The 24,507-nt window shown below is 72.5% G+C and carries 23 protein-coding genes and 1 riboswitch; of the genes, 17 read left to right on the top strand and 6 right to left on the bottom strand.

From position 1 onward, the window contains the following. Positions 1-143 precede the first annotated feature (143 nt). From CW362_RS13675 to CW362_RS13655, 5 genes are all read left to right on the top strand, one after another. Entirely contained in the window at positions 144-2,459 is a 2,316-nt protein-coding gene (locus CW362_RS13675; protein ID WP_103549706.1) for a sensor histidine kinase, read from the top strand. After that, positions 2,449-2,952: a roadblock/LC7 domain-containing protein gene (locus CW362_RS13670; protein WP_240657776.1), complete on the top strand. Its 504-nt coding sequence runs from the start codon at positions 2,449-2,451 to the stop codon at positions 2,950-2,952. Before CW362_RS13675 ends, CW362_RS13670 begins: the two co-directional genes overlap by 11 nt. A gap of 7 nt (positions 2,953-2,959) precedes the next feature. Next, entirely contained in the window at positions 2,960-3,346 is a 387-nt protein-coding gene (locus CW362_RS13665; RefSeq protein WP_240657775.1) for a DUF742 domain-containing protein, read from the top strand. A 600-nt stretch (positions 3,347-3,946) separates the two neighbouring features. Then, positions 3,947-4,744 (top strand): carbon-nitrogen hydrolase family protein, encoded by a 798-nt coding sequence (locus CW362_RS13660; protein WP_103549705.1) that lies wholly within the window; start codon positions 3,947-3,949, stop codon positions 4,742-4,744. Positions 4,745-4,824: 80 nt separating this feature from the next. Continuing rightward, positions 4,825-6,519 (top strand): flavin monoamine oxidase family protein, encoded by a 1,695-nt coding sequence (locus CW362_RS13655; RefSeq protein ID WP_103549704.1) that lies wholly within the window; start codon positions 4,825-4,827, stop codon positions 6,517-6,519. Between the two features lie 28 nt (positions 6,520-6,547). Here CW362_RS13655 and CW362_RS13650 read toward each other — a convergent pair whose 3' ends face one another. The 3 genes from CW362_RS13650 to CW362_RS13640 form a co-directional block, all read right to left on the bottom strand. After that, positions 6,548-7,477 carry an LLM class F420-dependent oxidoreductase gene (locus CW362_RS13650; protein ID WP_103549703.1) on the bottom strand — a complete coding sequence of 310 codons (930 nt, stop codon included), beginning with the start codon at positions 7,475-7,477 and terminating at the stop codon, positions 6,548-6,550. Between the two features lie 92 nt (positions 7,478-7,569). Continuing rightward, positions 7,570-8,244 (bottom strand): DUF5995 family protein, encoded by a 675-nt coding sequence (locus CW362_RS13645; protein ID WP_103549730.1) that lies wholly within the window; start codon positions 8,242-8,244, stop codon positions 7,570-7,572. A 128-nt stretch (positions 8,245-8,372) separates the two neighbouring features. Next, positions 8,373-9,764, bottom strand: coding sequence for a uracil-xanthine permease family protein (locus CW362_RS13640; protein WP_103549702.1), 1,392 nt, complete (start codon positions 9,762-9,764; stop codon positions 8,373-8,375). Positions 9,765-9,884: 120 nt separating this feature from the next. Here CW362_RS13640 and CW362_RS13635 point away from each other — a divergent pair, with 120 nt between their 5' ends. Then, positions 9,885-11,213, top strand: a complete 1,329-nt coding sequence (locus CW362_RS13635) for an alginate lyase family protein (RefSeq protein WP_103549701.1) — start codon at positions 9,885-9,887, stop codon at positions 11,211-11,213. A 102-nt stretch (positions 11,214-11,315) separates the two neighbouring features. Next, the gene (locus CW362_RS13630) at positions 11,316-11,786 is read left to right on the top strand and encodes an acyl-CoA thioesterase (protein WP_103549700.1); all 471 of its coding nucleotides are present in this window, start codon (positions 11,316-11,318) and stop codon (positions 11,784-11,786) included. On the opposite strand, the gene CW362_RS13625 is transcribed toward CW362_RS13630, so the two are convergent. Further along, positions 11,734-12,945, bottom strand: coding sequence for an MFS transporter (locus tag CW362_RS13625; protein ID WP_103549699.1), 1,212 nt, complete (start codon positions 12,943-12,945; stop codon positions 11,734-11,736). The two genes, CW362_RS13630 and CW362_RS13625, sit on opposite strands and share 53 nt — an antisense overlap. Positions 12,946-13,076: 131 nt before the next feature. On the opposite strand from CW362_RS13625, the gene CW362_RS13620 reads away from it, so the two are divergent. Then, positions 13,077-14,309: an ROK family transcriptional regulator gene (locus tag CW362_RS13620; protein WP_103549698.1), complete on the top strand. Its 1,233-nt coding sequence runs from the start codon at positions 13,077-13,079 to the stop codon at positions 14,307-14,309. Between the two features lie 138 nt (positions 14,310-14,447). Here CW362_RS13620 and CW362_RS13615 read toward each other — a convergent pair whose 3' ends face one another. Together CW362_RS13615 and CW362_RS13610 are read right to left on the bottom strand one after the other, a co-directional pair. Next, on the bottom strand, positions 14,448-15,197 hold the full coding sequence (locus CW362_RS13615) for an SDR family oxidoreductase (protein WP_103549697.1): 750 nt from the start codon (positions 15,195-15,197) through the stop codon (positions 14,448-14,450). A gap of 148 nt (positions 15,198-15,345) precedes the next feature. Further along, entirely contained in the window at positions 15,346-16,266 is a 921-nt protein-coding gene (locus tag CW362_RS13610) for an RNA polymerase sigma-70 factor (protein ID WP_103549696.1), read from the bottom strand. Between the two features lie 360 nt (positions 16,267-16,626). Further along, positions 16,627-16,757: riboswitch (FMN riboswitch) on the top strand. Between the two features lie 153 nt (positions 16,758-16,910). Between CW362_RS13610 and CW362_RS13605 the strand changes: the two genes are divergently transcribed. The 9 genes from CW362_RS13605 (at position 16,911) to CW362_RS13565 (ending at position 24,426) form a co-directional block, all read left to right on the top strand. Continuing rightward, a complete protein-coding gene (locus CW362_RS13605) occupies positions 16,911-17,534 on the top strand; it encodes a riboflavin synthase (protein ID WP_103549695.1) in 624 nt (207 codons plus the stop codon). Further along, entirely contained in the window at positions 17,531-18,166 is a 636-nt protein-coding gene (locus tag CW362_RS13600) for a nicotinamide mononucleotide transporter family protein (RefSeq protein WP_103549694.1), read from the top strand. Before CW362_RS13605 ends, CW362_RS13600 begins: the two co-directional genes overlap by 4 nt. Beyond that, the gene (locus CW362_RS13595; protein WP_103549693.1) at positions 18,163-19,494 is read left to right on the top strand and encodes a bifunctional 3,4-dihydroxy-2-butanone-4-phosphate synthase/GTP cyclohydrolase II; all 1,332 of its coding nucleotides are present in this window, start codon (positions 18,163-18,165) and stop codon (positions 19,492-19,494) included. The genes CW362_RS13600 and CW362_RS13595 overlap by 4 nt, the downstream gene beginning before the upstream one ends. Before the next feature lie 102 nt (positions 19,495-19,596). After that, positions 19,597-20,082 (top strand): 6,7-dimethyl-8-ribityllumazine synthase, encoded by a 486-nt coding sequence (gene ribH / locus CW362_RS13590; RefSeq protein WP_037621081.1) that lies wholly within the window; start codon positions 19,597-19,599, stop codon positions 20,080-20,082. A gap of 34 nt (positions 20,083-20,116) precedes the next feature. Further along, the gene (locus CW362_RS13585; protein WP_030038616.1) at positions 20,117-20,389 is read left to right on the top strand and encodes a phosphoribosyl-ATP diphosphatase; all 273 of its coding nucleotides are present in this window, start codon (positions 20,117-20,119) and stop codon (positions 20,387-20,389) included. Between the two features lie 86 nt (positions 20,390-20,475). Further along, on the top strand, positions 20,476-21,333 hold the full coding sequence (hisG, locus tag CW362_RS13580; protein ID WP_103549692.1) for an ATP phosphoribosyltransferase: 858 nt from the start codon (positions 20,476-20,478) through the stop codon (positions 21,331-21,333). A 14-nt stretch (positions 21,334-21,347) separates the two neighbouring features. Next, entirely contained in the window at positions 21,348-21,815 is a 468-nt protein-coding gene (locus CW362_RS13575; RefSeq protein ID WP_103549691.1) for a PH domain-containing protein, read from the top strand. Between the two features lie 197 nt (positions 21,816-22,012). Next, complete coding sequence (locus CW362_RS13570; protein WP_103549690.1) at positions 22,013-23,344, top strand: hemolysin family protein; 1,332 nt, start codon at positions 22,013-22,015, stop codon at positions 23,342-23,344. After that, positions 23,341-24,426 carry a hemolysin family protein gene (locus tag CW362_RS13565; RefSeq protein WP_103549689.1) on the top strand — a complete coding sequence of 362 codons (1,086 nt, stop codon included), beginning with the start codon at positions 23,341-23,343 and terminating at the stop codon, positions 24,424-24,426. Before CW362_RS13570 ends, CW362_RS13565 begins: the two co-directional genes overlap by 4 nt. The last annotated feature ends 81 nt before the right edge of the window (positions 24,427-24,507 follow it).

The raw sequence follows: 24,507 nt of genomic DNA, 5'->3' as shown, positions 1-24,507 counted from the left end.
GATGAGTCAGTCCAAGCCATTGCGGTCCGGGCCGGCCATCCGCTACTTTGAGCCACGATCGCTACCCGCGAGTAACACCTGATGGGTCACGACCGTCACCCGGCCACCCGACCGTCCCGTAGTCCCGTCGTCCTGGGGAGATCATGCGCTGGCCCTTCGGCCGTACGCCCACGGTCCGTTCGCGGATCGTGGCCCTCTCGATCGCTCCGGTGATCGCCCTCATGACGCTGTGGAGCTTCGCCATGGTGTCCGTCACCGGCGAACTGCGCGCGCTCGTCCGCCTCGAGGGCGTCTACAACGACTTCGGCACCCCGGTCGACACGGCGATCGGCCAGATCCAGATAGAACGGCGCCTCGCCGCCGCATACTTGGGCGCCAAGCGCGGAACACGGCCGGGCGTCGAACTGCTGGCCCAGGAGCGCCGCACCGACCGCGCCGTGACCGCGCTGCGCGCGGCCGTCCGGAACGGGGACCGGAGCCGGCTCTCCGGCCACCAGCGGCAGGCGCTCGACGTCATGCTCGACTCCGTCGGCGAGCTGGAGGGTCTGCGCGGCCGGGTGCTGTCCCGCGACGTCACCTGGGACCGCGCCGTGGCCGAATACAGCACCCTGGTGGAACCGGGATTCGACGTCGAGTCCGCGCTCACGGCACTCCAGGCGGGACAGCTGGCCCGTGAGGCGCAGGTCGTCGTCGAACTGGTGCGGGTACGGGAGTTCGTGTCGCGCGAGGACGCGCTCGTCGCCGGGGCGCGGGCCGCCGGCGCCCTCACCGACCCCCAGTACGACACCCTCACCGCGACCATCGAGGACCGCCGGGTCTTCGAGCGGACCTACGTGCCCGACCTGCCGGCCGACTCCCGCGCCCTCTTCGAGGCCTTCCAGCGCGACGACCTCCACCGGGAACTGACCCGGGACGAGGACGCCCTGCTGCGGGCGGGCGCGCAGCGGGCGGGCGAGGCCGTCGCGGCCGGATCCTGGCGCACCACCAGCGACCGTGCCGTCAAGCGGTACATGCAGCTGTGCACCCGGTCCGCGATCAACTCCGGTGCCCGCGGGCGGGCGTTCGCCTACCGGGAGCTCACCAAGGCCGCGATCGTCGGTGTGCTCGGACTGGCGGCCGTCGGGCTGTCCCTCTGGTTCGCGGTGCGCGGCGCCCGGCGCATCTCGCGCCGCCTGGAGTCGCTGCGCGACGCCGCCGACCTACTGACCAACCGTCAGCTTCCGCACGTCATGCAGCGGTTGAGCGCAGGTGAGGAGGTCGACGCGGCCGCGGAGGCACCACCGCTGGCGGACATGGAGGCGGTGGCCGACGAGATCGGTCAGGTCGGCCGGTCCTTCAACACCGCCCGGCTCGCCGCCGTCGAGGCCGCCGTCAAACAGGCGACCCTGCGCCGCGGACTGTTCGCGGTGCTCCTGAACATCGCCCGTCGCAACCAGGCGCTCGTCCACCGCCAGCTCAAGCTCGTCGACACGCTGGAGCGGCGTACCGACGACCCGGACGTCCTGGACGACCTCTTCCGGATCGATCACCTCACCACCCGCATGCGGCGCCACGCGGAGAGCCTGATCATCCTCTCCGGCTCGGCCCCGGGCCGCCGTTGGCGGCGGCCGGTGCCCCTCGCCGAGGTCGTGGCCTCCGCGGTGAGCGAGATCGAGCAGTACACGCGCGTCGTGGTCCCGCCGATGCCCGAGGTGGGCGTCGCGGCGGACGCGGTCGCCGACGTCGTCCACCTGATCGCCGAACTCGTCGAGAACGCCACCGTCTTCTCGCCGCCCCGCACCCAGGTCACCCTGCGTACCGGGCGGGCCGGGAGCGGGTTCGTCCTGGAGATCGACGACCGGGGTCTCGGCCTCGAGCCCGACCAGATCGACGAGGCCCACCGCACCCTCACCACGCCGGAGGACTTCGACCCGACCCGGCACGACCGGCTCGGGCTGTACGTGGTGGGGCGGCTCGCCGCGCGGCACGGCATCAAGGTCACGCTGTGCCGCTCGCCGTACGGCGGTACGACGGCGGTGGTCCTGCTGCCGGAGACGGTCCTCGCCCCGGTGGAGACCACGCCCCCGGCGGTGGTGGCCGACACGGCTCCCGCGGTCCTGCCCACGCGGACCGCCACCGCGGTCCTCCCGGCGCGGCGGAAGACGGCCGAGGAGCGCGGGACCGGCCCCGTACCGCCGGAGGCCCCGGCTCCGGAACCGCCCGCGCTGCCCACCCGGGTCCGTCAGCGGGCCCTCGCCCCGGAACTGCGTGACCCGGCACCGGCGGCCGACGAGCCGCCGGAGCGTGAGATCACGCCGGAGGAGATGCGCGCGGTCTTCGGAGCCTTCCAGCGCGGCCTCGACCGAGGCCGCAAGGGCCTGCCCGCACAGCCGGAGGCCGGCGGGCAGGGCTCCGCGCGGCCCGGGCCCGCGCAGCGAACCGACACCGAGGAAGGGACGGACGCCGACGATGCGCCCTGACCAGCTCCCAGAGCACCCCGCCCAGCCCCTGGAGGACCGCCACCCGGAGCCCGCGGGCACCGCCCACGACTCCGGGGACGACGCCGGCCGGCCCGGCACCGATCTCGGGTGGCTGCTCGACGACCTCGTGGCCAGGACCGATCACGTCCGCCAGGCCGTGCTCCTCACCGCCGACGGCCTCCCGCTGAGCTGCTCGGACGGCATGCGCAGACGGGACGTCGAACACCTCGCGGCGGTCTGCTCGGGCTTCCACGGCCTCGCCCGCTCGGTGGGCGAGCGCTTCGCCGCGGGCGGGGTGCGCCAGACCATGGTGATGCTCGACGACGCCTACCTCTTCATCACTCCGGCGGGCGACGGCAGCCGGCTCGCCGTGCTCAGCGAGGTGCAGACGGACGTCGGACAGCTCGCCCACGAGATGGCACTGCTCGTCCGCCGCGTCGGCCGCCACATGGCCGCCGCCGTACGTTCGGCGGCTGACCCCGCGGGCCTCTGATCCGGCCGTGACCGACGAGCACGAGCACTGGTACGAGGACGAGACCGGGCCGATGGTGCGGCCCTACACCGTCACCGGGGGCCGGACCCGGCCCTCGGACCGGCACGTCATCGATCTGATGTCGCGGGTCACGGTCCTGGAGGCGGACGCCGGGCCGCCCGGTCTCGACCACGCGGCGGCCGCGCTGCTCGATCTGGCCCGCCGCGGTCCCCGCCCGGTCGTGGAGCTCGCCGCGGACGCCGACCTGCCGCTGACCGTCGTGCGCGTCCTGCTGGGCGACCTGGCCGAGGCCGGTCTGCTGAGCATCGACGAGCCGTACCGCCCGCCGGACGGCTCTCCGGCGGCCGACCCGGAACTGCTGCGCGAGATCGTGGAGCGGCTGCGCGAGCTGTGAACGCGCGGGACCGTGAGGTGCGGGACCACAGCGGGCAGGCACCACGACCCTGCGCGCCCGTGACACCGGGCGTCCACCGCCCTCCGCGACTGTGACGCAGGGCGTCCCGCCCGCCGGGCGCCCTCTGCCTCGCGTGGCCGTGACCGCCGGGCGCCCTCTGCCTCTCCCGCGAGGGTGGTGCCGGGATCCTGCCCGCGCGGCCCGCCCGCCAGGCGTCTTCTGCCCCCGTGACGGTGGTGCCGGGATCCTGCCCGCGCGGCCCGGCCGCCGGGTATCCACCGTCCCCCGACCGCGGTCGTCGGGCATCCGCCCCCGATCGCGGCCGCCGGCCCCGTCCTGGTGCCTCGCCTCCGTGAGGTCTCCGCCTCGTTCGTCCCCCGTCGTGTCCGAGGGTGGTCGAACCCGCCTGTGACCTGCGTCTCCCGGGTCCGGGGCCGGGTTCGGGGTCCGTGAGGGGTGCGCAACGAATCGCCGCCGGGAGTCGTGCGCGCGCAACGAATCGTCCAGTTGCGCGCAACGGGTCCTTCTTGTCCCCCCGAGCCGGCCGACCGTACCGTCTATCTGGCCCCCGAACCCCCCTCGTACCGGTGGAGAACCCGCATGCGCACAGCCCTGCTCCAGAGCTCCGGCCGCCCCGGCTCGGTCGTCGAGAACCTCAAGGTGCTCGACGAGGCCGCGGGCCGCGCCGCCGCAGCGGGAGCCGGGCTGATCGTGACGTCGGAGATGTTCCTGACCGGCTACGCCATCGGCGACGACATCGCGCGCCTCGCCGAGCCGGCCGACGGCGACTCCGCCGACGCGGTGGCCGAGATCGCCGGCCGGCACGGCGTCGCCGTCGCCTACGGCTACCCCGAGCGCGCGGCGGACGGCGGCGCGGCGGTCTTCAACTCCGTGCAGCTGATCTCCGCCGACGGCACCCGCCTCGCGAACTACCGCAAGACCCACCTCTTCGGCTGCTTCGAGCACGACCACTTCACGCCCGGCGACCAGCCCGTCGTGCAGGCGGACCTGAACGGTCTGCGGGTCGGCCTCATGATCTGCTACGACGTCGAGTTCCCGGAGAACGTCCGGGCGCACGCCCTCGCCGGCACCGACCTGCTGCTCGTGCCGACCGCGCAGATGCACCCGTTCCAGTTCGTCGCCGAGTCCGTCGTCCCGGTGCGCGCCTTCGAGAACCAGATGTACGTCGCCTACGTCAACCGCACCGGTCCTGAAGGGGAGTTCGAGTTCGTCGGACTGTCCACACTGGCCGGCCCCGACGGCGTCGCCCGGGCCCGCGCCGGCCGTGGCGAGGAACTGGTCCTGGCGGACGCCGACCCGGTCCTGCTGGCCGCCTCGCGCGAGACGAACCCGTACCTGAAGGACCGCCGCCCCGGCCTCTACGGGTCCCTCGTCTGATCCTCCGCCCGGCCCGCACCCCCCGGACCGGTCCGCACAGCCTCCCCCTCACCAGTTTTCGCGCAAGGAGTCCGTACCCCATGACGTCCACCGTGCCCAACGCCGTCCAGCACGCCGACGTGCAGCAGCCGCCGATCACCATGTTCGGCCCGGACTTCCCCTACGCCTACGACGACTTCCTCGCGCACCCCGCGGGCCTCGGTCAGATACCCGCCACCGAGCACGGCACCGAGGTCGCCGTCATCGGCGGCGGACTGTCCGGCATCGTGGCCGCGTACGAGCTGATGAAGATGGGCCTCAAGCCCGTCGTCTACGAGGCCGACGAGATCGGCGGCCGACTGCGCACGGTCGGCTTCGAGGGCTGCGACCCCTCGCTCACCGCCGAGATGGGCGCGATGCGCTTCCCGCCCTCCTCCACCGCCCTCCAGCACTACATCGACCTGGTCGGCCTCCAGACCCGCCCGTTCCCCAACCCCCTCGCCGAGTCGACGCCCTCGACGGTCGTCGACCTCAAGGGCGAGTCGCACTACGCGACCTCCGTCGACGACCTCCCGCAGGTCTACCGCGACGTGATGAACGCCTGGAACGCCTGTCTCGAGGACGGCGCCGACTTCTCCGACATGAACCAGGCCATGCGGGAGCGCGACGTCCCGCGCATCCGGGAGATCTGGTCCGAGCTCGTCGAGAAGCTCGACAACCAGACCTTCTACGGCTTCCTGTGCGACTCGGAGTCCTTCAAGTCCTTCCGCCACCGCGAGATCTTCGGCCAGGTCGGCTTCGGCACCGGCGGCTGGGACACCGACTTCCCGAACTCCATCCTGGAGATCCTGCGGGTCGTCTACACCGAGGCCGACGACCACCACCGCGGCATCGTCGGCGGCTCCCAGCAGCTCCCGCTGCGCCTGTGGGAGCGCGAGCCGCAGAAGATCGTGCACTGGGCGTACGGCACCTCGCTGTCCTCGCTGCACGACGGGGCCCCGCGCCCGGCCGTGACCCGGCTGAACCGCACCGCGGGCAACGGCATCACGGTGACGGACGCGAGCGGCGACATCCGCACCTACAAGGCGGCGATCTTCACCGCCCAGTCCTGGATGCTGCTCTCCAAGGTCGCCTGCGACGACTCGCTCTTCCCGATCGACCACTGGACGGCGATCGAGCGCACCCACTACATGGAGTCGAGCAAGCTCTTCGTGCCCGTCGACCGGCCGTTCTGGCTGGACAAGGACGAGGAGACCGGTCGTGACGTCATGTCGATGACGCTCACCGACCGGATGACGCGCGGCACCTACCTCCTCGACGACGGCCCGGACAAGCCCGCCGTCATCTGCCTCTCGTACACGTGGTGCGACGACAGCCTGAAGTGGCTGCCGCTGTCCGCGGGCGAGCGCATGGAGGTCATGCTGAAGTCGCTCGGCGAGATCTACCCGAAGGTCGACATCCGGAAGCACATCATCGGCAACCCGGTGACCGTGTCCTGGGAGAACGAGCCCTACTTCATGGGTGCCTTCAAGGCCAACCTGCCGGGCCACTACCGCTACCAGCGCCGTCTGTTCACGCACTTCATGCAGGACCGGCTGCCCGAGGACAAGCGGGGCATCTTCCTCGCGGGCGACGACATCTCCTGGACGGCCGGCTGGGCCGAGGGCGCCGTCCAGACCGCGCTGAACGCGGTCTGGGGCGTCATGCACCAGCTCGGCGGGACGACCGACCCGACCAACCCCGGGCCCGGCGACGTCTACGACGACATCGCGCCGGTGGAACTGCCCGAGGACTGATCCTCGTCCCGCGGCGCGGGCGGCCGGGTCACACCCCGGCGGCCCGCGCCGCTTCGTACACCTCGGCCGCCACGTCCTTCAGCTCCGCGGCGTCCCGCACCTCGCCCTGCAGATCGAGGAAGATCTCGTCGAGGCCGACCTCGGCGTGGGCGACCAGGTCCTCCACGATCTGCTCGACGGCTCCCTGGAAGGGCTGGCGGTCCTCGCCCATATGCGGTTTGGGCGTGTAGCTCGGATTGGTGCGCAGCACGGTCCGGATCGGCCGGGTGCGCCCGCGCTCGGCCGCCAGGTCCTGCAACTCGCGCCATTGCGCGGCCAGTCGGGCGGCCCCCATGCCGATCGGCATCCAGCCGTCCGCGTGGTCGACGAGCCTGCGCCGAGCCTTGCCCGTGTTGGCGGCGAGCAGGATCGGGATCGGCCGGGCCGGCTTGGGGCCGACCACGGCCGAGGCGACCTTGGTGAGCGTGCCGTCGAGGACCACGGGGTCCGGACCCCACACGGCGCGGCACACCTCGATCACCTCGTCCAGGGCGGCGCCGCGCTCCTCGAAGGGCCGCGCGGAGGCCGCCGCGTACTCGTCGAGCGACCAGCCCGTGCCGAGGCCCGCCACGACCCGGCCGCCGCTGGCCGCGTCGAGCGAGGCGAGGGCCTTGGCGAGCTGGAAGGGCGTGTGCAGCGGCGCGACCAGGACGCTGGTGCCGAGTTCGGCGCGCCCGGTGACCGCGGCCGCCAGGGTCAGGGTGACCAGCGGATCGGCGACGGCCCGGTACGAGTCCGGCCAGGCCAGCCCCTCGACGCCGTACAGCCCCTGGGTCGGGGGGTCCGGGAACAGGGCCCGCTCGAAGACCCACAGACTGTCGTACCCGATCGCCTCCGCGGCGCGCGCCACGTCGGGCACGTCCCGTCCGAGGTCGTACTGCCGCATCTGGGGGAGGGTGAGGCCGAGTCGCGTCGTCATACCTGTGCACTCCTTCGCGTCGGGGTGTGCCGACGTGTCAACGTACAGTGAGCGTCCGGATGTTCCGGCGAGGACCGCGACGCGTGGCCGGATCAGTCCGGCAGGGGAGTGAGCAGCATCCGGCCGGCCAGGCCCACCGCGGCGTCGAGGCGGTCGCCGAACTCCTCGGCCAGGCCGGGGAGTCCGCGCAGCGCCCACAGGGCCCGCGCCGCCGCCCAGGTCGCCTCGCGGGCCCGCTCCAGACTCCAGGAGCCGAGCAGATGGGTGAGCGGATCGGCGATCTGGAGCAGGTCGGGGCCCGGCATCAGCTCTTCGCGGATGCGTTCCTCCAGTGCGGACAGGAGGTCGCCGACCCGGTCGAACTCGTCCTCCAGGTCGGCCGGTTCGCAGCCGAGCGACCGGCAGCTGTCCACCACGGCGAGCGCGAGGTCGTGCCCGATGTGCGCGTTGATGCCCGCGAGCGCGAACTGTAGGGGACGTACCCCCGGATGGCGGCGGAAGCGCAGCAACGGCCGCCAGCACGCGGGCGCCCGGCCCTCCTCGGCCACCGTCAGGTAGCGCTCCGCGAACCGCACGTCCAGCGTCGTCGCGGCCCGGCGGTCGGGGAAGGCCCCGGCGTCCAGGAGACGGCCGAACTCCTCGGTGACCGTGAGGTAGACGCGGTTGAAGACCGCGAGGCCGTCGCGCTCGGGGAGCCTCGCGTCCAGGGCGCGCATGCGGGAGACGACCATGTCAACGGGAGCGGTGAACGGTGCCGACTGCGTCATGAAGGCAGCGTCCCAGTCGTGGGCCGGCCGGCGCGCCGCCGTTCCGGGGGCTTCCCCGGAACGGGGGAACGCGGCCGGGGAGCCGAGCGACCACCGGGGCGCACCGGGGCCTTCCCGGCGGAGCACGTCTACGATCCGGCGCGCCGGTCCCCGGGCTCGTCGTACCCCGACGTCCCCGAGTCGAGCAGCGGTTCCTGCCGGAGGTGGGGCGGGGCCATCGCCCGCAGCGCGTGGTAGCCGGTGATCACGACGATGGTGCCCAGCGCGATGCCGTTCAGCGAGAAGTTGTCGGTGAACTTCAGGGTGACGCCGCCGATGCCGATGATGATGCCCGCGGCGGCGGGCACCAGGTTCAGCGGATTGCGCAGGTCCACCCGGGCGTTGAGCCAGATCTGGGCGCCGAGCAGCCCGATCATGCCGTAGAGGATGACGGTGATGCCGCCGAGGACGCCGCCCGGGATCGCCGCGACCACCGCGCCGAACTTGGGGCACAGCCCGAAGAGCAGGGCGAAGCCGGCGGCGGCCCAGTACGCGGCCGTGGAGTAGACCCGGGTCGCGGCCATCACGCCGATGTTCTCGGAGTACGTGGTGTTGGGCGGTCCGCCGACCGCGGTGGAGAGCATGGAGGCGGCTCCGTCCGCGGAGATCGCGGTGCCCAGCTCGTCGTCCAGCGGGTCGCCGGTCATCTCGCCGACGGCCTTGACGTGCCCCGCGTTCTCGGCGACCAGCGCGATGACCACCGGCAGCGCGACGAGGATCGCGGACCACTGGAACGACGGTCCGTGGAAGGACGGCAGCCCGATCCAGTCCGCGTGCTCGACCCCGGAGAGGTCCAGCCGCCAGTGGTCGGTGACCTTGCCGCTCGCGTCCGCCGCGTGGATCCGGCCGAAGATCCGGTCGAAGAGCCAGGAGACCGCGTAGCCGAAGACCAGTCCGAGGAAGATCGCGATGCGCGACCAGAAGCCGCGCAGGCACACCACGGCCGCGCCGGTGACCAGCATGGTGAGCAGGGCCGTCCACTGGTCCTGCGGCCAGTAGGTGGACGCCGTCACCGGCGCCAGGTTGAAGCCGATCAGCATGACGACCGCGCCGGTCACGATCGGCGGCATCGCGGCGTGGATGATCCTCGCCCCGAACCGCTGGACGGCCAGACCCACCAGGAACAGCGCGACACCGACCACGAAGCACGCGCCGGTCACCGTGGCGCTGGTGCCGCCCTGCGCGCGGATCACGGCGGCGACGCCCACGAAGGAGAGCGAACAGCCCAGATAGCTGGGCACCCGGCCACGGGTGGCGAGCAGGAAGACGACCGTCGCGACGCCGGACATCATGATGGCGAGATTCGGGTCGAGTCCCATCAGAACGGGCGCGACGAAAGACGCCCCGAACATGGCCACGACGTGCTGGGCGCCGAGCCCGAAGGTCCGGGGCCAGGAGAGGCGTTCATCGGGGCGGACGACCGCTCCCGGGGCGGGGGTCCGCCCGTCGCCGTGCAGTTTCCAGCCCACGCCGAGGTCCATGGTGAGGTCCGCTTTCTCTGTACGTGAATCGGTCCGGACCATTGTCACGTCCGGCCAGCCGCTCTACGCTCGCACGGTCCTTCTCATGAACGTCGTTCATATGTCTGATCGGAGTGTCATGTGAGTACACGATCCGGACCGGGCCTGGCGATCGCGGCGGTCGCCGTCGCCCTCGTCTCCCTCGTGGCCCCCTCGGCGTCGGCCCGTACGGCGGCCCCGTTCCTCCCCCCGGCATCCGCCCGCACCGCGTCCGCGGTGTCCGGCCGGACCGCGTCCGAGCCGCCGGAGACCGTGGTCCTGGACGGCGGCCGGCTGTGGCGCACCCGGGCCCGGCTGGAGAAGGGCGACCGCCGACTCGCCGGTGCCCTGCGGAAGTTGACCACCCGCGCCGACAACTGGCTGGACCAGGGCCCCTGGACGGTCGTCGACAAGCCGAGACCCGCTCCCGGCGGGGACGTCCACGACTACCTCAGCCAGGCTCCCTACTGGTGGCCCTCACGTCCCGCCACCGCCGACAACCCCTGGGGGTGCCCGTACGTCCAGCGCGACGGGCAGCGCAACCCCGAGGTGGACAGCGGCACCGACCGTCAGGACGTGGAGAAGGTGTTCGACTCGACGTACGACCTGGCTCTCGCCTGGTACTACACCGGCGAGAAGAGGTACGCGGTGAAGGCCGCCCAGGTCCTGCGCACCTGGTTCCTGGACCCGGCCACCCGGATGAACCCGAACCTGGACCACGGCCAGTTCATCCCCTGCAAGTACGACGGCCGGGCCATCGGCGTCATCGACTTCTCGCAGTCCTACACGAGCGTCCTCGACGCGATCGCCCTCCTGGACACCGGCGCCCCCGGCTGGTCCCGGCGCGACCGGGCCGCGATGCTCGCCTGGAACACCGGCTACCGCGACTGGCTGACGGACAGCGCCTTCGGCAAGGAGGAGGGCGCGGCGCGCAACAACCACGGCACCTTCTACGACATGCAGCTCGCCGCCCTCGCGTGCGCGACCGGCGACAGGGGACTCGCCCGGCGGACCGTGCTCGCCGCGGGCGCCCTGCGCGTCGACCCGCAGATCGCCGCCGACGGCGGCCAGCCCCAGGAGCTCGCCCGCACCCGGAGCTGGCACTACTCGACCTTCGACCTGGTGGCGTACACCCGGCTCGCGGCGATCGGCCGGAAGGTCGGCGTGGACCTGTGGGCGTACCGGGGGCCGGACGGCCAGAGCCTGTTCAAGGCGGTCGACTACCTGCTGCCGACGGCGACCGGCGCCGAACCGTGGGGCCATCCCGAGCTGGAGTTCCACCGCTTCGCGGCGAGCGACGTGGTGCGCGCCGCCGCCGACGCGGGGGACCCGGCCGCGCGGGCCGCCGTGCCACGGCTCGAGGCACCGCCCGGCGGTGATCTGTGGGAGCTGCGTCCGGCCGCCGAGCAGCTCGACTCCATCGCGGGCTGATCCCGCCCGGGCGGGGCTCCTGAGCGTTTGCTTAGGATGGGGGCACCGTTTCAGCCAGGCCCGCACCTCCGCGCGCCGCAGCACGTCCCAGGAGCCCCGCCCGTGACCGCCGAAGCACCCGTCGCCCCCGCCCTCCCGTACGGACGGCTCCTGCCCGTCACCGTCCACTTCGACGACCTCGACGCGCTCGGACTGCTCCACAACGCCCGCTACCCGGTCCTGGTCGAGCGCGCCTGGACCGCGCTGTGGAACGAGCGCGGCTTCGGCTTCGACGGCGACTGGGAGGCGGCGGGCGACTCCTGCAACGCCGTCAAGGAGCTGCGGATCACCTACGAGGCCCCGGTCAGCCGCCCCGGCACGTACGCCGTCCACCTCTGGCTGGAAAGGCTCGGGAACACCGGACTGACGTACGGCTTCCGTTTCTGTTCCCCCGATGGCGCGGTCACCTACGCGCACGGGACCCGGGTCCTCGTCCGGCTCGACGCCGGGACGCTGCGCCCGGCGCCGTGGAGCGAGCGGTTCAGGGCCGTGGGTCGGGAACTGCTGCGCTCAGCGGACCGACCTTCGGGCTGACGCGGTCCCCGGCGCGCAGCACGCCCGCGAGCGTGACCAGCCCGACCGCCAGGACCGTGACCAGGACGAACGACACCATCAGGTTCGTCGCCTGTGCCACCGACCCGATCAGGCTCGGCGCGATGAGCCCCGAGGTGTACGTGATGGTGGCGACGCCCGCGATGGCCTGACTGGGGTTGGGGCCGCTGCGCCCGGCCGCCGCGAAGCAGAGCGGGACGACGACCGCGATGCCGAGTCCGAGCAGCGCGAAGCCGCTCATCGCCACCGCCGGATGCTCCGAGAGGACGACCAGCAGTCCGCCGAGCACGGCGAGGACGCCGCCGGCCCGCACGGTGCGGACGGCGCCGAAGCGGTTCACCACGGTGTCGCCGACCAGTCGGGCCACCGCCATGGTCAGCATGAAGCCGGTGGTCGAGGCCGCGGCCAGGGCGGCCGAGCTGTCCAGCCGGTCGCGCAGGTAGACCGCCGACCAGTCCAGGCTCGCGCCTTCGGCGAAGACCGCGCAGAAGCCGACCGCGCCGATGAGCAGTGCCGACCGGGGCGGCAGCGCGAAGCGCGGCGGCGGCTCCTCGTCCTCGGTGGGTTGCAGGTCGAGCACCCACCGGCAGGCGGCGAGGCCGAGAAGGGTGAGGACGGCCGCGGCCAGGCCGTGGTGCAGCCGCGCGTCCGCGCCCAGGTGCGCGGCGAGCGTGCCGGCCGCCGCGCCGATCAGCGCGCCGGCGCTCCACATGCCGTGCAGCCCGGACATGATCGACTTGTCGAGCCGGTTCTCGACCTCGACGCCCAGCGCGTTCATGGCGACGTCGGCCATTCCCGCCGTGGCGCCGTACACGAACATCGCGAGGCACAGGGCCGGCAGGTTCGGCGCCAGGGCGGGCAGGACCAGCGCCAGCGTCCACAGGGCGATGAGACCGCGCAGCGCCGCACGGCTGCCGAAGCGGTGGGTGATCCGGCCGGCCAGCGGCATCGAGCAGGACGCGCCGAACGCGGTGAAGGCGAGGGCGAAGCCGAGCTGCCCCGCGCTGACCGACGCGTGGTCCTGGATCCACGGCACGCGGGTCGCGAAGGACCCGGTGACGGCTCCGTGCACGGCGAACACGGCCGCCACGGCGTACCGGGCGCGCCTGACCTCGCGCTGGTCGTAGACCACTCCACTCATGCTCGGGCCCCTCCCCGGGTGATGGTTCAACAGTGTGCCGCCGTAAACTATCAGGAACCCTGCCTGATAAATAGATGTCCGCTCGCCGCCCGCTCGTCCGGCGGCCGAGCCGATCTGGGAGGATTCCCGGCATGCCCGCATCCCCGAGCACCGCACGGGCCATCAACGACCGGCTCGCCCTGCGGCTGCTGCAGCAGGAGGGCCCTTTGACGGCCACGCGGTTGAAGCAGCTCACCGGACTGTCCCGGCCGACCGTCGCCGACCTCGTCGAACGCCTCACGGCCTCCGGTCTCGTCACCGTCGTCGGGGAATCGGGGGAGCAGCGGCGCGGCCCCAACGCCCGGGTCTACGGGATCGTCGCGGACCGCGCCCGTCTGGCCGCGCTGGACGTCCGCACGGAGGGCGTGTCCGTCGTCGTCTCCGACCTGGTCGGTCAGGTCCTGGCCGAGGCGTCCGTGCCCATCGGCGAGGGCACCGGGACCGGGCCTGCGGTGGAGCAGGCGGTGGCGCTGGTCGAGCGGGTGGCGAAGGCGGCGGGGTCGCTCGGGGCGTCGTCCCCGCCCGAACTCGTCCGGGGGTGGGGCAGGCTGCACACCGTCGGCATCGGGGCGCCCGGTCTGATCGATCCCGCCAGCGGTGAACTCCGCAACTCCACCGGTCTGCCCGCCTGGCACCGGCGGCTGGTCGCGGTCCTCCAGGAGCGGCTTCCCGAGGCCCGCGTCCTCGTCGAGAACGAGACCAACCTCGCGGCCCTGGCCGAGCAGCGCGACGGTGTCGCCCGGGACCGTGACACGTTCGTCCTGCTGTGGCTCGGCCACGGCACCGGCGCCGCCGTCGTCCTCGACGGCGCCCTGCGCCGCGGCGCCTCCGGAGGAACTGGGGAGATCGGCTTCCTGCCGGTGCCGGGCACCACGAGCCTGCCCTCGGCGACCGACTGCGGGGGCGGCTTCCATTCGCTGGTCGGGTCCGCGGCGATCGCGGAGCTGGCGGCGGAGCACGGTGTCCAGGCCCGGCCCGAGGGCCACGAACCGCACGCCGCGGCGCTGGTGCGGCAGGCGCTGGCGAGCCCCGGATCCCCGGCGGCCGAGGGCTTCCTCGACGCCCTCGCCCAGCGCCTCGCCGTCGGCGCCGCCTCCGTCAGCGCCGTGCTGGACCCCGGGTGCGTGGTCCTCGGCGGCGAGGTCGGCCAGGCGGGCGGCACGGAACTTGCCGTCCGGGTCGGGCGGCGGCTCGCCCGCATCTCGCCGCTCCCGACCGAGGTGCGCGCGAGCGCGCTGGGCGGAGGCGCGGTGCTGCGCGGCGCCCTGCTGATCGCGCGCGACGGCGCACAGGACGAGCTGTTCGCCCCGCCGCCGTCACGGTAGGCCCCGGGCCGACCCGGAGCGGGAGATCCCGGGCCCGCCCGGAACGGGGGACCCCGGGCCCGCCCGGAGCGGGGACGCCTCGCGGGACGCGGGCACTTCCCGGGCCGGGAACCTTGTCGTCCGAGTCGTGGTGCGAGGTCAGCGCGGGCTTCCGGAGCGCGCCTTCAGGAAGTCCTCGAACGTTCCCTTCCCCACGGCGTGGCCCGGCGTGAGGTGGTGCCCCTCCCGGAACGCCCGGTAGGCCTTGCCCGCCAGGCGTACGTCGAGCAGCGGGCGGCGCTTCCCGGTGGCGCGCAGGTGGGCCCGCGCCAGCGAACGGAACGTGCGCACCTCGGGCCCGCCCATGTCCTCGACCCGCCCCGCGGGCACCCCGGCCGCCAGCCCCGCCAGCCGTTCGGCGACCTCGGCGGTCTCGATCGGCTGGTCGGAGACCCCGGCGGGCAGGAGCAGCACGGGCAGCCTGGCGAGGCCGCCGAGGACCTGGGCGACGAGGTCGTGGAACTGGGTGGTGCGCAGGATCGTCCAGCCGAGCCCGGACTCCTCGACCTGCTTCTCCACGGCCCGTTTGGTCCTGTAGTAGCCGAACGGCACCGCGTCGACGCCGACGATCGAGATGTAGACCAGATGCGGGACGCCCGCCCGGCGGGCGGCCTCGATCAGCCGCGCGGCCGCTTCCTCGTCCCCTCCGCGGGGCGAGGTCGCGCAGTGCACGATCGCGTCCGCCCCCGCGACCGCCGCCTCCAGGCCGCTGCCGCCCTCACGGAGATCGACGGCGTACGGCTGCGCGTGCCGGCTGAGCACCCGCACCTCGTGGCCGTCCGCCCTCAGCCGCTCGGTGACGAGCCGGCCGAGGGTTCCGGTGCCGCCGGTCACCAGGATCGTGGTCATGCTGTTCGGTCCTCTCCACGCCGGACGCTCCCGGGTGGAGCGCCCTTCGCCGACTGAGACCGCGCGGCCCGCGTGAATGTGACAACGCCGCCGGCGAACGGGCGGAGGGGGTCCGGTGGCCCCCGGCCCGTCTGCTCCCGGGTTCCGGTCACCCCGGAGTGCGGGCCCGTTCCAGCTGACGTCCCAGGAATTCCAGCTTGTCAGGGTTCATCACCATCCGCGCCTCCGCGATCACGCCGTCGCGGACCTCGAAGGCGACGACGCCGATCACGCCCGCGTCCCCGTCCGCGCCCGCGGGGCCGCGGACGATCAGGGCGTCGTGGCCGTTGACCTCGGCCACCGAGAGGGCGAACCCGTCCGCCCCGGCCCGGGCGGCGACACCGGCCAGGAAACGCAGTACCTTCTCGCGTCCCTCGACGGGCCGCCGCGCCGCGGAGACCTTGCCGCCGCCGTCGGACCACCAGACGACCTCCTCGGCGAACAGCCGCTCCAGGCCCGCCAGATCACCCTCGCGGGCGGCGGAGAGGAACGAGTCGACGAGCCGGGTCCGCTGCTCGGCGGGAGCCTCGAAGCGGGCCTCGGGCACGGTGAGGCGCCGTACCGCCCGCCGGTACAGCTGGCGGCAGTTGGCCTCGCTCAGTTCCAGGACGCCGGCGATCTCCCGGTGGCCGTAGGCGAAGGCCTCCCGCAGGACGTAGACGGCCCGCTCGGTCGGCGTGAGCCGCTCCAGCAGGACCAGCAGGGCCACGGACACGGCGTCGCGCCGCTCCGCCGACTCCAGGGGGCCGAGGGTGCCGTCCCCGGTGGCGACCGGTTCGGGCAGCCAGGGCCCCACGTACCGCTCACGCCGCGCGCGGGCCGAGGTGAGCCGGTTGAGGCAGAGGTTGGTGACGACCTTGGCGAGCCAGGCGCCGGGCTGCTCGACCCCCGCCCGGTCGGCGCCGCTGAAGCGGAGATAGGCGTCCTGCACGGTGTCCTCGGCGTCGGCGGCGGAACCGAGCATGCGGTAGGCGAGCCCGAACAGCCGCGGGCGGTACGTCTCGAACTCGTCGGCGGGGCTCGTGGTCACGCCTCCAGCGTCGCAGAGGCCGCACGTCCGCGGATCACGTGGGGGCCGGTCCGCCGGGCCTGCTGGAGACCCGGCGGCGGGGCAAGGGCCTTCGTCACCGCCGCCGGGTCGATCGTGGGGGGACCGGCAATGAATGATCACGCAGTCTTGATCGAGGACACTAAGAGGACTAGACCATAGCGTCAATAGGTATGGACCAGTCGCGAAGATGTGCGCCGCGGCCCAAGGCCGCGCGGGGGCGGGGAAGTTGACCGGCGAACCGTTCCGTGGAAGTCCATGCGGATCGCCTGTGAGCCACCCCACAGGGATGTGACCGCATGGCCGTCGATCGGGCGTGGCACACTGGCCATGTACCAGAAGCAGCGCACTCCGGGGTCGGTGTAATTCCGAACCGGCGGTTACAGTCCGCGACCCGGTCGCTTCCAGCGGCCGGTTGACCAGGTGAAATTCCTGGACCGACGGTTAAAGTCCGGATGGGAGGCAGTGCGCGGCGGGCGGGCATTCGTGCGCGCTGCCGTTTGTTGCTGCTCGTCCTGCGGGACGGGTGTCCTTTCGGCGTCGCTCCCGGTGTGCCGCGGTCCGCTCATTGTGTCGTCATCGACAGCCCCGGAGTCCGTGCCCCATGAGGCAGGAGGACCCGGGAAGTGTTCACCGGAATCGTCGAAGAGCTGGGTGAGGTCACCGCCGTCGAGATCCTCGACGACGCCTCGCGTTTCCGGCTGCGTGGCCCCGTCGTCACGCAGGGCGCGCAGCACGGCGACTCCATCGCCGTCAACGGAGTCTGTCTCACCGTGGTCGAGCACGAGGGTGACGAGTTCACCGCCGACGTCATGGCCGAAACCCTGAACCGCTCCAGCCTCGGTGCCCTCACCGTCGGCTCCCGCGTCAACCTGGAACGGCCGATGGCCGTGGGAGAGCGCCTCGGCGGCCACATCGTGCAGGGACACGTCGACGGCACCGGCGCGGTCATCGAGCGCAAGCCGTCCGAGAACTGGGAGATCGTCAAGATCTCGCTGCCCGCCGACCTTTCGCGCTACGTGGTCGAGAAGGGCTCCATCACCGTCGACGGCATCAGCCTGACCGTGGTCGACGCCGGTCCCGACTTCTTCACCGTCAGCCTCATCCCCACCACCCTCGACCTGACCACGCTGGGCCACAAGCAGCCCGGCGACCCGGTCAACCTCGAGGTCGACGTGATCGCCAAGTACGTCGAGCGGCTGCTGGGCGCACGCGGTGAGCAGCCCGGCGCACAGGAGGCGGGCAGGTGAACTGGCTCAACTCCGAGGCCTTCGTCCTCCTCGACCAGCACATCGTGTGGTCGGACATGATCGGCAACGTGATCGGTCTGATCGCCCTGGCGCTCGGCTGGCGGCGCTCCGTGTGGAGCTGGCCCGTCCAGCTCCTCTCCGGACTCGTCCTCTTCGCCGCCTTCTTCGGCCACCTCACCGGCAGCGCCGGCAAGCAGGTCGTGGTCATCGCCGTCGCCCTGTGGGGCTGGTGGCGGTGGAACCGCGGCGAGAGCGAGGACGGGCGCGTCTCCGTCCGGTTCGCCACCTGGCGCGAACGCGCGGCCATGGTGGGCGCCGCGGCCGTGGGCACCCTCGCGGTCAGCGGCCTGTTCCACGCGTACCCGACGCTGTCCTGGGACCCCTGGCCCGACGCCTACATCTTCGTCGGCACGATCGTCGCCATGTACGCGCAGGCCCGCGGCATGGTCGAGTTCTGGTTCGCCTGGCTGCTCGTCGACGTGGTGGGCGTCCCGCTCAACTTCGCCAACGGCTACGCCTTCTCCGGTTTCGTCTACGTCCTGTACGGCGCGCTCGTCCTGTGGGGCATGCGCGACTGGTGGCTGCGCTCCCGTGAGGCCGGGCAGCCCGTCATGGAAGGAGCCCCGGCATGACAACGGCGCCGGTTTGGTACAGCACCGGGCACGATCAGGATGCCTCGGACTTCGCGCTCGACCCCGTCGAGCAGGCCATCGCCGACATCGCGGCCGGCCGTCCCATCGTGGTCGTCGACGACGAGGACCGCGAGAACGAGGGGGACCTCGTCGTCGCCGCCGAGAAGGCGACCCCCGAGATCGTCGCCTTCATGATGAGCGAGTGCCGCGGACTGATCTGCGCGCCGATGGAGGGCGACGAACTCGACCGGCTGCGCCTGCCGCAGATGGTCGACGACAACACCGAGTCGATGAAGACCGCGTTCACGGTGTCGGTGGACGCGTCCGCCGCCCACGGGGTGACCACCGGCATCTCGGCGGCCGACCGCGCCGCCACCCTGCGGCTCCTCGCCGACGGTGTCTCGGGGGCCGACGACTTCGTGCGCCCCGGCCACATCTTCCCGCTGCGCGCGCGGCCCGGAGGTGTGCTGGCCCGCAACGGCCACACCGAGGCCGCCGTCGACCTGGCCCGCCTCGCGGGACTGCGCCCGGCCGGGGCGATCGTCGAGATCGCGGGCGAGGACGGCCGGATGCTCCGGCTGCCCGAGCTGATCCCCTTCGCCCGCAAGCACGGCCTGACGATCATCTCCATCGAGGACCTGATCGCCTACCGCCGCTCCACCGAGCACGGCACGTCGGCGGAGACGGGTGCCGCCGCCCCCACCGTCCGGCGCGAGGCCGAGGTCCGTCTGCCCACCGCCTTCGGTGAGTTCACCGCCTACGGCTACCGTTCCACCGCCGACGGCGTCGAGCACGTCGCCCTCGTCCACGGCGAGATCGGCGACGGCGAGGACGTCCTCGTCCGCGTCCACTCCGAATGCCTCACCGGCGACGTGTTCCACTCGCACCGCTGCGACTGCGGTCCCCAGCTCCAGACGTCCATGGAGCGCATCCAGGCCGAAGGCCGCGGCATCGTGGTCTACCTGCGCGGCCACGAGGGGCGCGGCATCGGCCTGCTCTCCAAGCTGCGCGCGTACGAACTCCAGGAGCGCGGCCGGGACACCCTCGACGCCAACCTGGAACTCGGCCTGCCCGCCGACGCCCGGGACTACGGCGCGAGCGCCCGGATCCTGGAGGACCTCGGCGTCCGCAGCCTGCGCCTGATGACCAACAACCCCGACAAGACCGACGCGCTCGTCCGGTACGGCCTGCGGGTCACCGGGCGGGAACCGATGCCGGTCCAGGCGGGCGAGCACAACCTGAGCTACCTGCGGACCAAGCGGGACCGGATGGGACACGACCTGCCCTGGCTCGACTCGGTCACCGTGTCGGCCTGCGGGAGCCAGTGACCCCGCACGACCGGCGGCACACGGCACCATCGGCACGACAGCACGACAGCACGACAGCACGGAACTATCGGCAACACGGCACAGCGGGACTGAAGGAGAGACGTGAGCGGCAAGGGTGCACCTGAACTGTCCGTACGCAACTGCGGCGACCTGCGGGTCGCGGTCATCGCGGCACAGTGGCACGACAAGGTGATGGACGGTCTCGTCGACGGCGCGCTGCGCGCCCTGCGCGAGCTGGGAATCGACGAGCCGACCCTGTTGCGGGTCCCCGGCAGCTTCGAACTGCCGGTCGCCGCCAAGGTCCTGGCGGGCCGCGGCTACGACGCGATCGTCGCGCTCGGCGTCGTCATCCGCGGTGGGACCCCCCACTTCGAGTACGTGTGCCAGGGCGTCACCCAGGGCCTCACCCAGGTCTCCATCGAGACCGGCGTCCCCATCGGCTTCGGCGTGCTGACCTGTGACACCGAGGAGCAGGCCCTGGACCGGGCGGGCATCGAGGGCTCCAACGAGGACAAGGGCCACGAGGCGGTGACGGCCGCCGTGGCGACCGCGGCCACCCTCCGCTCAGTATCTGAACCCTGGCACTGAGGTACGGCCCCGAGCGCGTAGGGTGAGGACCACCATGTCCAATAAGACGTTCGAGGAGCTCTTCACCGAGCTCCAGCACAAGGCCGCCACGGGCGATCCCGCCACCTCGCGCACCGCCGAACTCGTCGGCAAGGGCGTCCATGCCATCGGCAAGAAGGTCGTCGAAGAGGCCGCGGAGGTCTGGATGGCCGCCGAGTACGAGGGCAAGGACGCCGCCGCCGAGGAGATCTCGCAGCTGCTCTACCACGTCCAGGTGATGATGGTCGCGCGCGGGATCTCCCTCGACGACGTGTACGCGCATCTGTAGGGGCCGCTTCCAGCGGTACCCCCTCACCGAGCACGTCCGCCCGTCCCACCCACCCCGAACACCACCGAGCAAAGGAAGCCGACCTCATGCTGCGCATCGCCGTCCCCAACAAGGGTTCCCTCTCAGGACCTGCGGCGGACATGCTGCATGAGGCCGGCTACCAGCAGCGCCGGGAGTCCAAGGAACTGCGGATCGTCGACCCGAACAACGAGGTCGAGTTCTTCTACCTCCGCCCCCGGGACATCGCGATCTACGTCTCCTCCGGCAAGCTAGACATCGGCATCACCGGCCGCGACCTGCTGGTCGACTCCGGAGCCGACGCCGAGGAGATCCTCCCGCTCGGCTTCGCCCGCTCCACCTTCCGCTTCGCCGCCAAGCCGGGCACCGCCAACGGCGTCGCGGACCTGAAGGGCAGGACGATCGCCACCTCCTACGAGGGCATCGTCGCGGGGCACCTCGCCGACCACGGCATCGACGCCTCCGTCGTCCACCTCGACGGCGCCGTCGAGACCGCCATCGAACTCGGTGTCGCCGAGGTCATCGCGGACGTCGTGGAGACCGGGACCTCGCTGCGCAACGCCGGTCTGGAGATCTTCGGCGAGCCGATCATGAAGTCCGAGGCCGTCGTCGTCCGCCGCGTCGGGGCCGGCCCCACCGAGGACGCCGAGCCCAAGGTGCAGCAGTTCCTGCGCCGCCTCCAGGGCGTGCTGGTCGCGCGGACGTACGTGATGATGGACTACGACTGCCGCGCCGAGCACCTGGAGAGGGCCGTCGCGCTCACTCCCGGCCTGGAGTCGCCGACCATCTCGCCCCTGCACAACGAGGGCTGGGTCGCCGTCCGCGCCATGGTCCCCTCCAAGGAGGCCCAGCGGATCATGGACGACCTGTACGCGCTCGGCGCGCGGGCCATCCTGACCACGGCCATCCACGCCTGCCGGCTCTGACGGAACCAACGGACATGTCGGATCTTCCCTCCCTTCCCATAACTTTCCGCCCTTCCCGTACCCGGGCCGTGCTGCTCACCGCGGGCGCCTCGATCCTTGTGGTCATCACCACGGTCGCCATGCTTCTGGAGCAACTAGGCCCGGGGGAGCGGCTCAGCTTCATCCTCACCGCGGCGCTGCTCTTCGGCGTGCTCGTGCTGCTCGCGCGGCCCAAGGTCGTCGCCGACGAGAGCGGTGTCACCGTCGTCAACATCGCGAGCCGCCGGCACCTGGACTGGGCGGAGATCCTCCAGGTCAACCTGCGTCCCGGCGACCCCTGGGTGTTCCTCGACCTCAGCGACGGCACCAGTCTCCCGGCGCTCGGCATCCAGCCGGGCATCGCCAGGCAGCGCGCCATCGAGGACGCCCGTGCTCTGCGGGCCCTGGCTTCGGCCCGCGCGATCCCGGAGCCGGACGGGCGCAACGGCGGACACGAGAGCTGACTCTCGGCCCTCCACCCTGCCCCGAGAACCCATGTCTTGATTAATCTGTCGGCGGAGGCGTTTTCATCGCGCCTCCGCCTCCGTCGTGCTCCCGCCCTCAGAGGCCCCCTGCTACCCGAGGAGTGACTCCCTCCAGCGATGGACGGATCGTCCTGTAGTACCTGCGCCGCCCCCTTCCGACATAGCGAGGCGGCGGCATGACCATCCCCCTGTTGCTCCTTGGCGCGGCGTTCCTGCTGATCCTCGCCAACGGCTTCTTCGTGGCCGCCGAGTTCGGCCTCGTCACCGTCGAGCGCCCCGACGCCGAGAAGGCCGCGGCCGACGGCGACAGACGCGCCGGCACGGTCGTCGAGTCGCTCAAGGAGCTGTCCTTCCAGCTCTCCGGCACCCAGCTCGGCATCACCATCACCTCGCTCGTCGTCGGCATGCTCGCCGAACCGGCCCTCGCCCAGTTGCTGGACGGCCCGTTCGGGGCGCTCGGACTGCCCGAGGGCGCGGTGCCCGGCGTCGCCGTGGTGACCGGCATGCTGCTGGCCTCGGCCGTGCAGATGGTGGTCGGTGAACTCGTGCCCAAGAACTGGGCGGTGTCCAAGCCGCTCCAGGTGGCCCGCTTCGTCGCCGGCCCGCAGCACGTCTTCTCCCGGCTGTTCCGGCCGGTGATCGCCGCGCTGAACGCGGTCGCCAACCGGCTCGTCCGCGCCCTGGGCGTGGAACCCGCCGAGGAGCTGGCCTCCGCCCGCACCCCCGGCGAACTCGTCTCCCTCGCCCGCCACTCGGCCCGCGCGGGCGCCCTGGAACAGGACACCGCGGACCTCTTCGTCCGCACGATGTCCCTGGCCGACCTCACCGCGCAGCACGTCATGACGCCGCGGGTGAAGGTCAGCGCCCTCCAGTCGTCGGCCACCGCCGAGGACGTCGTCAACCTCACCCGTGCCACCGGCCTGTCCCGCTTCCCCGTCTACCGGGAGCGGATCGACGAGGTCGTGGGCATGGTGCACCTCAAGGACGCCCTCGCGATCCCCGCGCACGACCGGCTGCGCACCCCCGTGGGCCGGATCGCCCAGGCCCCGCTGCTCGTCCCGGAGACCCTGCCCGTGCAGCCCCTCCTGGAGCGGCTGCGCAGCGAACAGCCGATCGCCGTCGTCGTCGACGAGTACGGCGGCACGGCCGGCGTGGTGACCCTGGAGGACATCGTCGAGGAACTCGTCGGCGAGGTCCGCGACGAGCACGACGACGTGCAGGGGGAGCAGCCCGAGCTCGCGGCGGCTCCCCCCGAGGACGGCCGGCCCGCCTGGGACGCCGACGGCAGCTGCCGGGTCGACATCCTCCAGCGCATAGGCCTCGACGTGCCCGAGGGGCCGTACGAGACCGTGGCCGGCCTCGTCGCCGACCTGCTGGGCCGGATCCCGGCCCCCGGCGACAAGGCGGAGCTCCCGGGCTGGCGCCTCGTGGTGCGGCAGGTCGGGCACTACCGCGCCGAACGCGTCCGCCTCGTGCGGACCGCGCTCGCCCCGGAGGCCGTCCGATGAGCATGCTCCAACTGCTGTTCGCGGGCCTGCTGGTGCTCGCCAACGGCTTCTTCGTCGGCGCCGAGTTCGCGCTCGTGTCCGTACGGCGCAGCCAGATCGAACCGCTGGGCACCGCCCGCTCCCGGCAGGTCCTGTACGGCCTGGAGCGCCTGCCGCAGATGATGGCGGCGGCCCAGTTCGGCATCACGCTGTGCTCGCTGACCCTCGGCGCGGTCGCCGAGCCCACGGTCGCCCGGCTGCTGGAGCCGGTCTTCGAGGCGGTCCGGCTGCCGCACGGGGTGATCCACCCCCTCGGCTACGTGATCGCGCTCGCCCTCGTCGTCTTCTTCCACCTCGTCATCGGCGAGATGGTCCCGAAGAACCTGGCGATGGCCGCGCCCGAGAAGACGGCCCTGTGGCTCAGTCCCGGACTGGTCGCCTTCGCACGGGTGTGCCGCCCGGTCACGGTGGCCCTCGGCGCCTGCGCGCAGCTGATCCTCAAGCTGTTCCGGGTCGAGCCCAAGGACGAGGTCGAGGCGGTCTTCACCAGCGAGCAGCTCAACCGGCTGGTGGAGGACTCCGGACAGGCGGGACTCCTCGAACCCGAGGAGCAGGAGCGCCTCGAGGACGCCCTGGAACTCGGCTCCCGCCCGGTCACCGACGTCCTCCTCGACGGCGCCTCGCTGGTCACCGTGGACCCGTCGGTCACCCCGGGCCAGGTGGTCGCGCTCACCGCGCGCACCGGGTACTCCCGGTTCCCGGTGGTCGCGGAGAACGGCGCCTTCATGGGCTGCTACCTCCACGTGAAGGACGTCCTCGACCTGGAGGAGTCCGAGCGGGCGGTGCCGCAGCAGATGTGGCGGCCGATGACCACCCTGCGGTCCGAACTCCCGCTGGACGACGCCCTCACCGTGATGCGCCGTGCCGCCACCCACCTCGCCCAGGTCGCCGACGCCTCCGGGAAGGTCCTCGGCCTCGTGGCCCTCGAGGACGTGCTGGAACTGCTGGTCGGCGAGGTACGGGACCCGGCGCACCGCGAGGTGACGCCGGTACGGGTCGCGGAGCAGCGCCCCGGCCAGGCCGAGGAGGCGCTGGCGAGCTGACCGCGCGTGGGCCCCGGGCTCCCCGGGGGCCGTGCGACCGGTGACGGTCGTACGGCCCGGCGGGACCGGGGCCCTGTCGCA

This window comes from Streptomyces populi, assembly GCF_002911015.1.
GTDB lineage: Bacteria > Actinomycetota > Actinomycetes > Streptomycetales > Streptomycetaceae > Streptomyces > Streptomyces populi.
The sequence above is the reverse complement of the archived record's forward strand: the minus strand, read 5'-3'. Positions and strand labels throughout refer to the sequence as shown.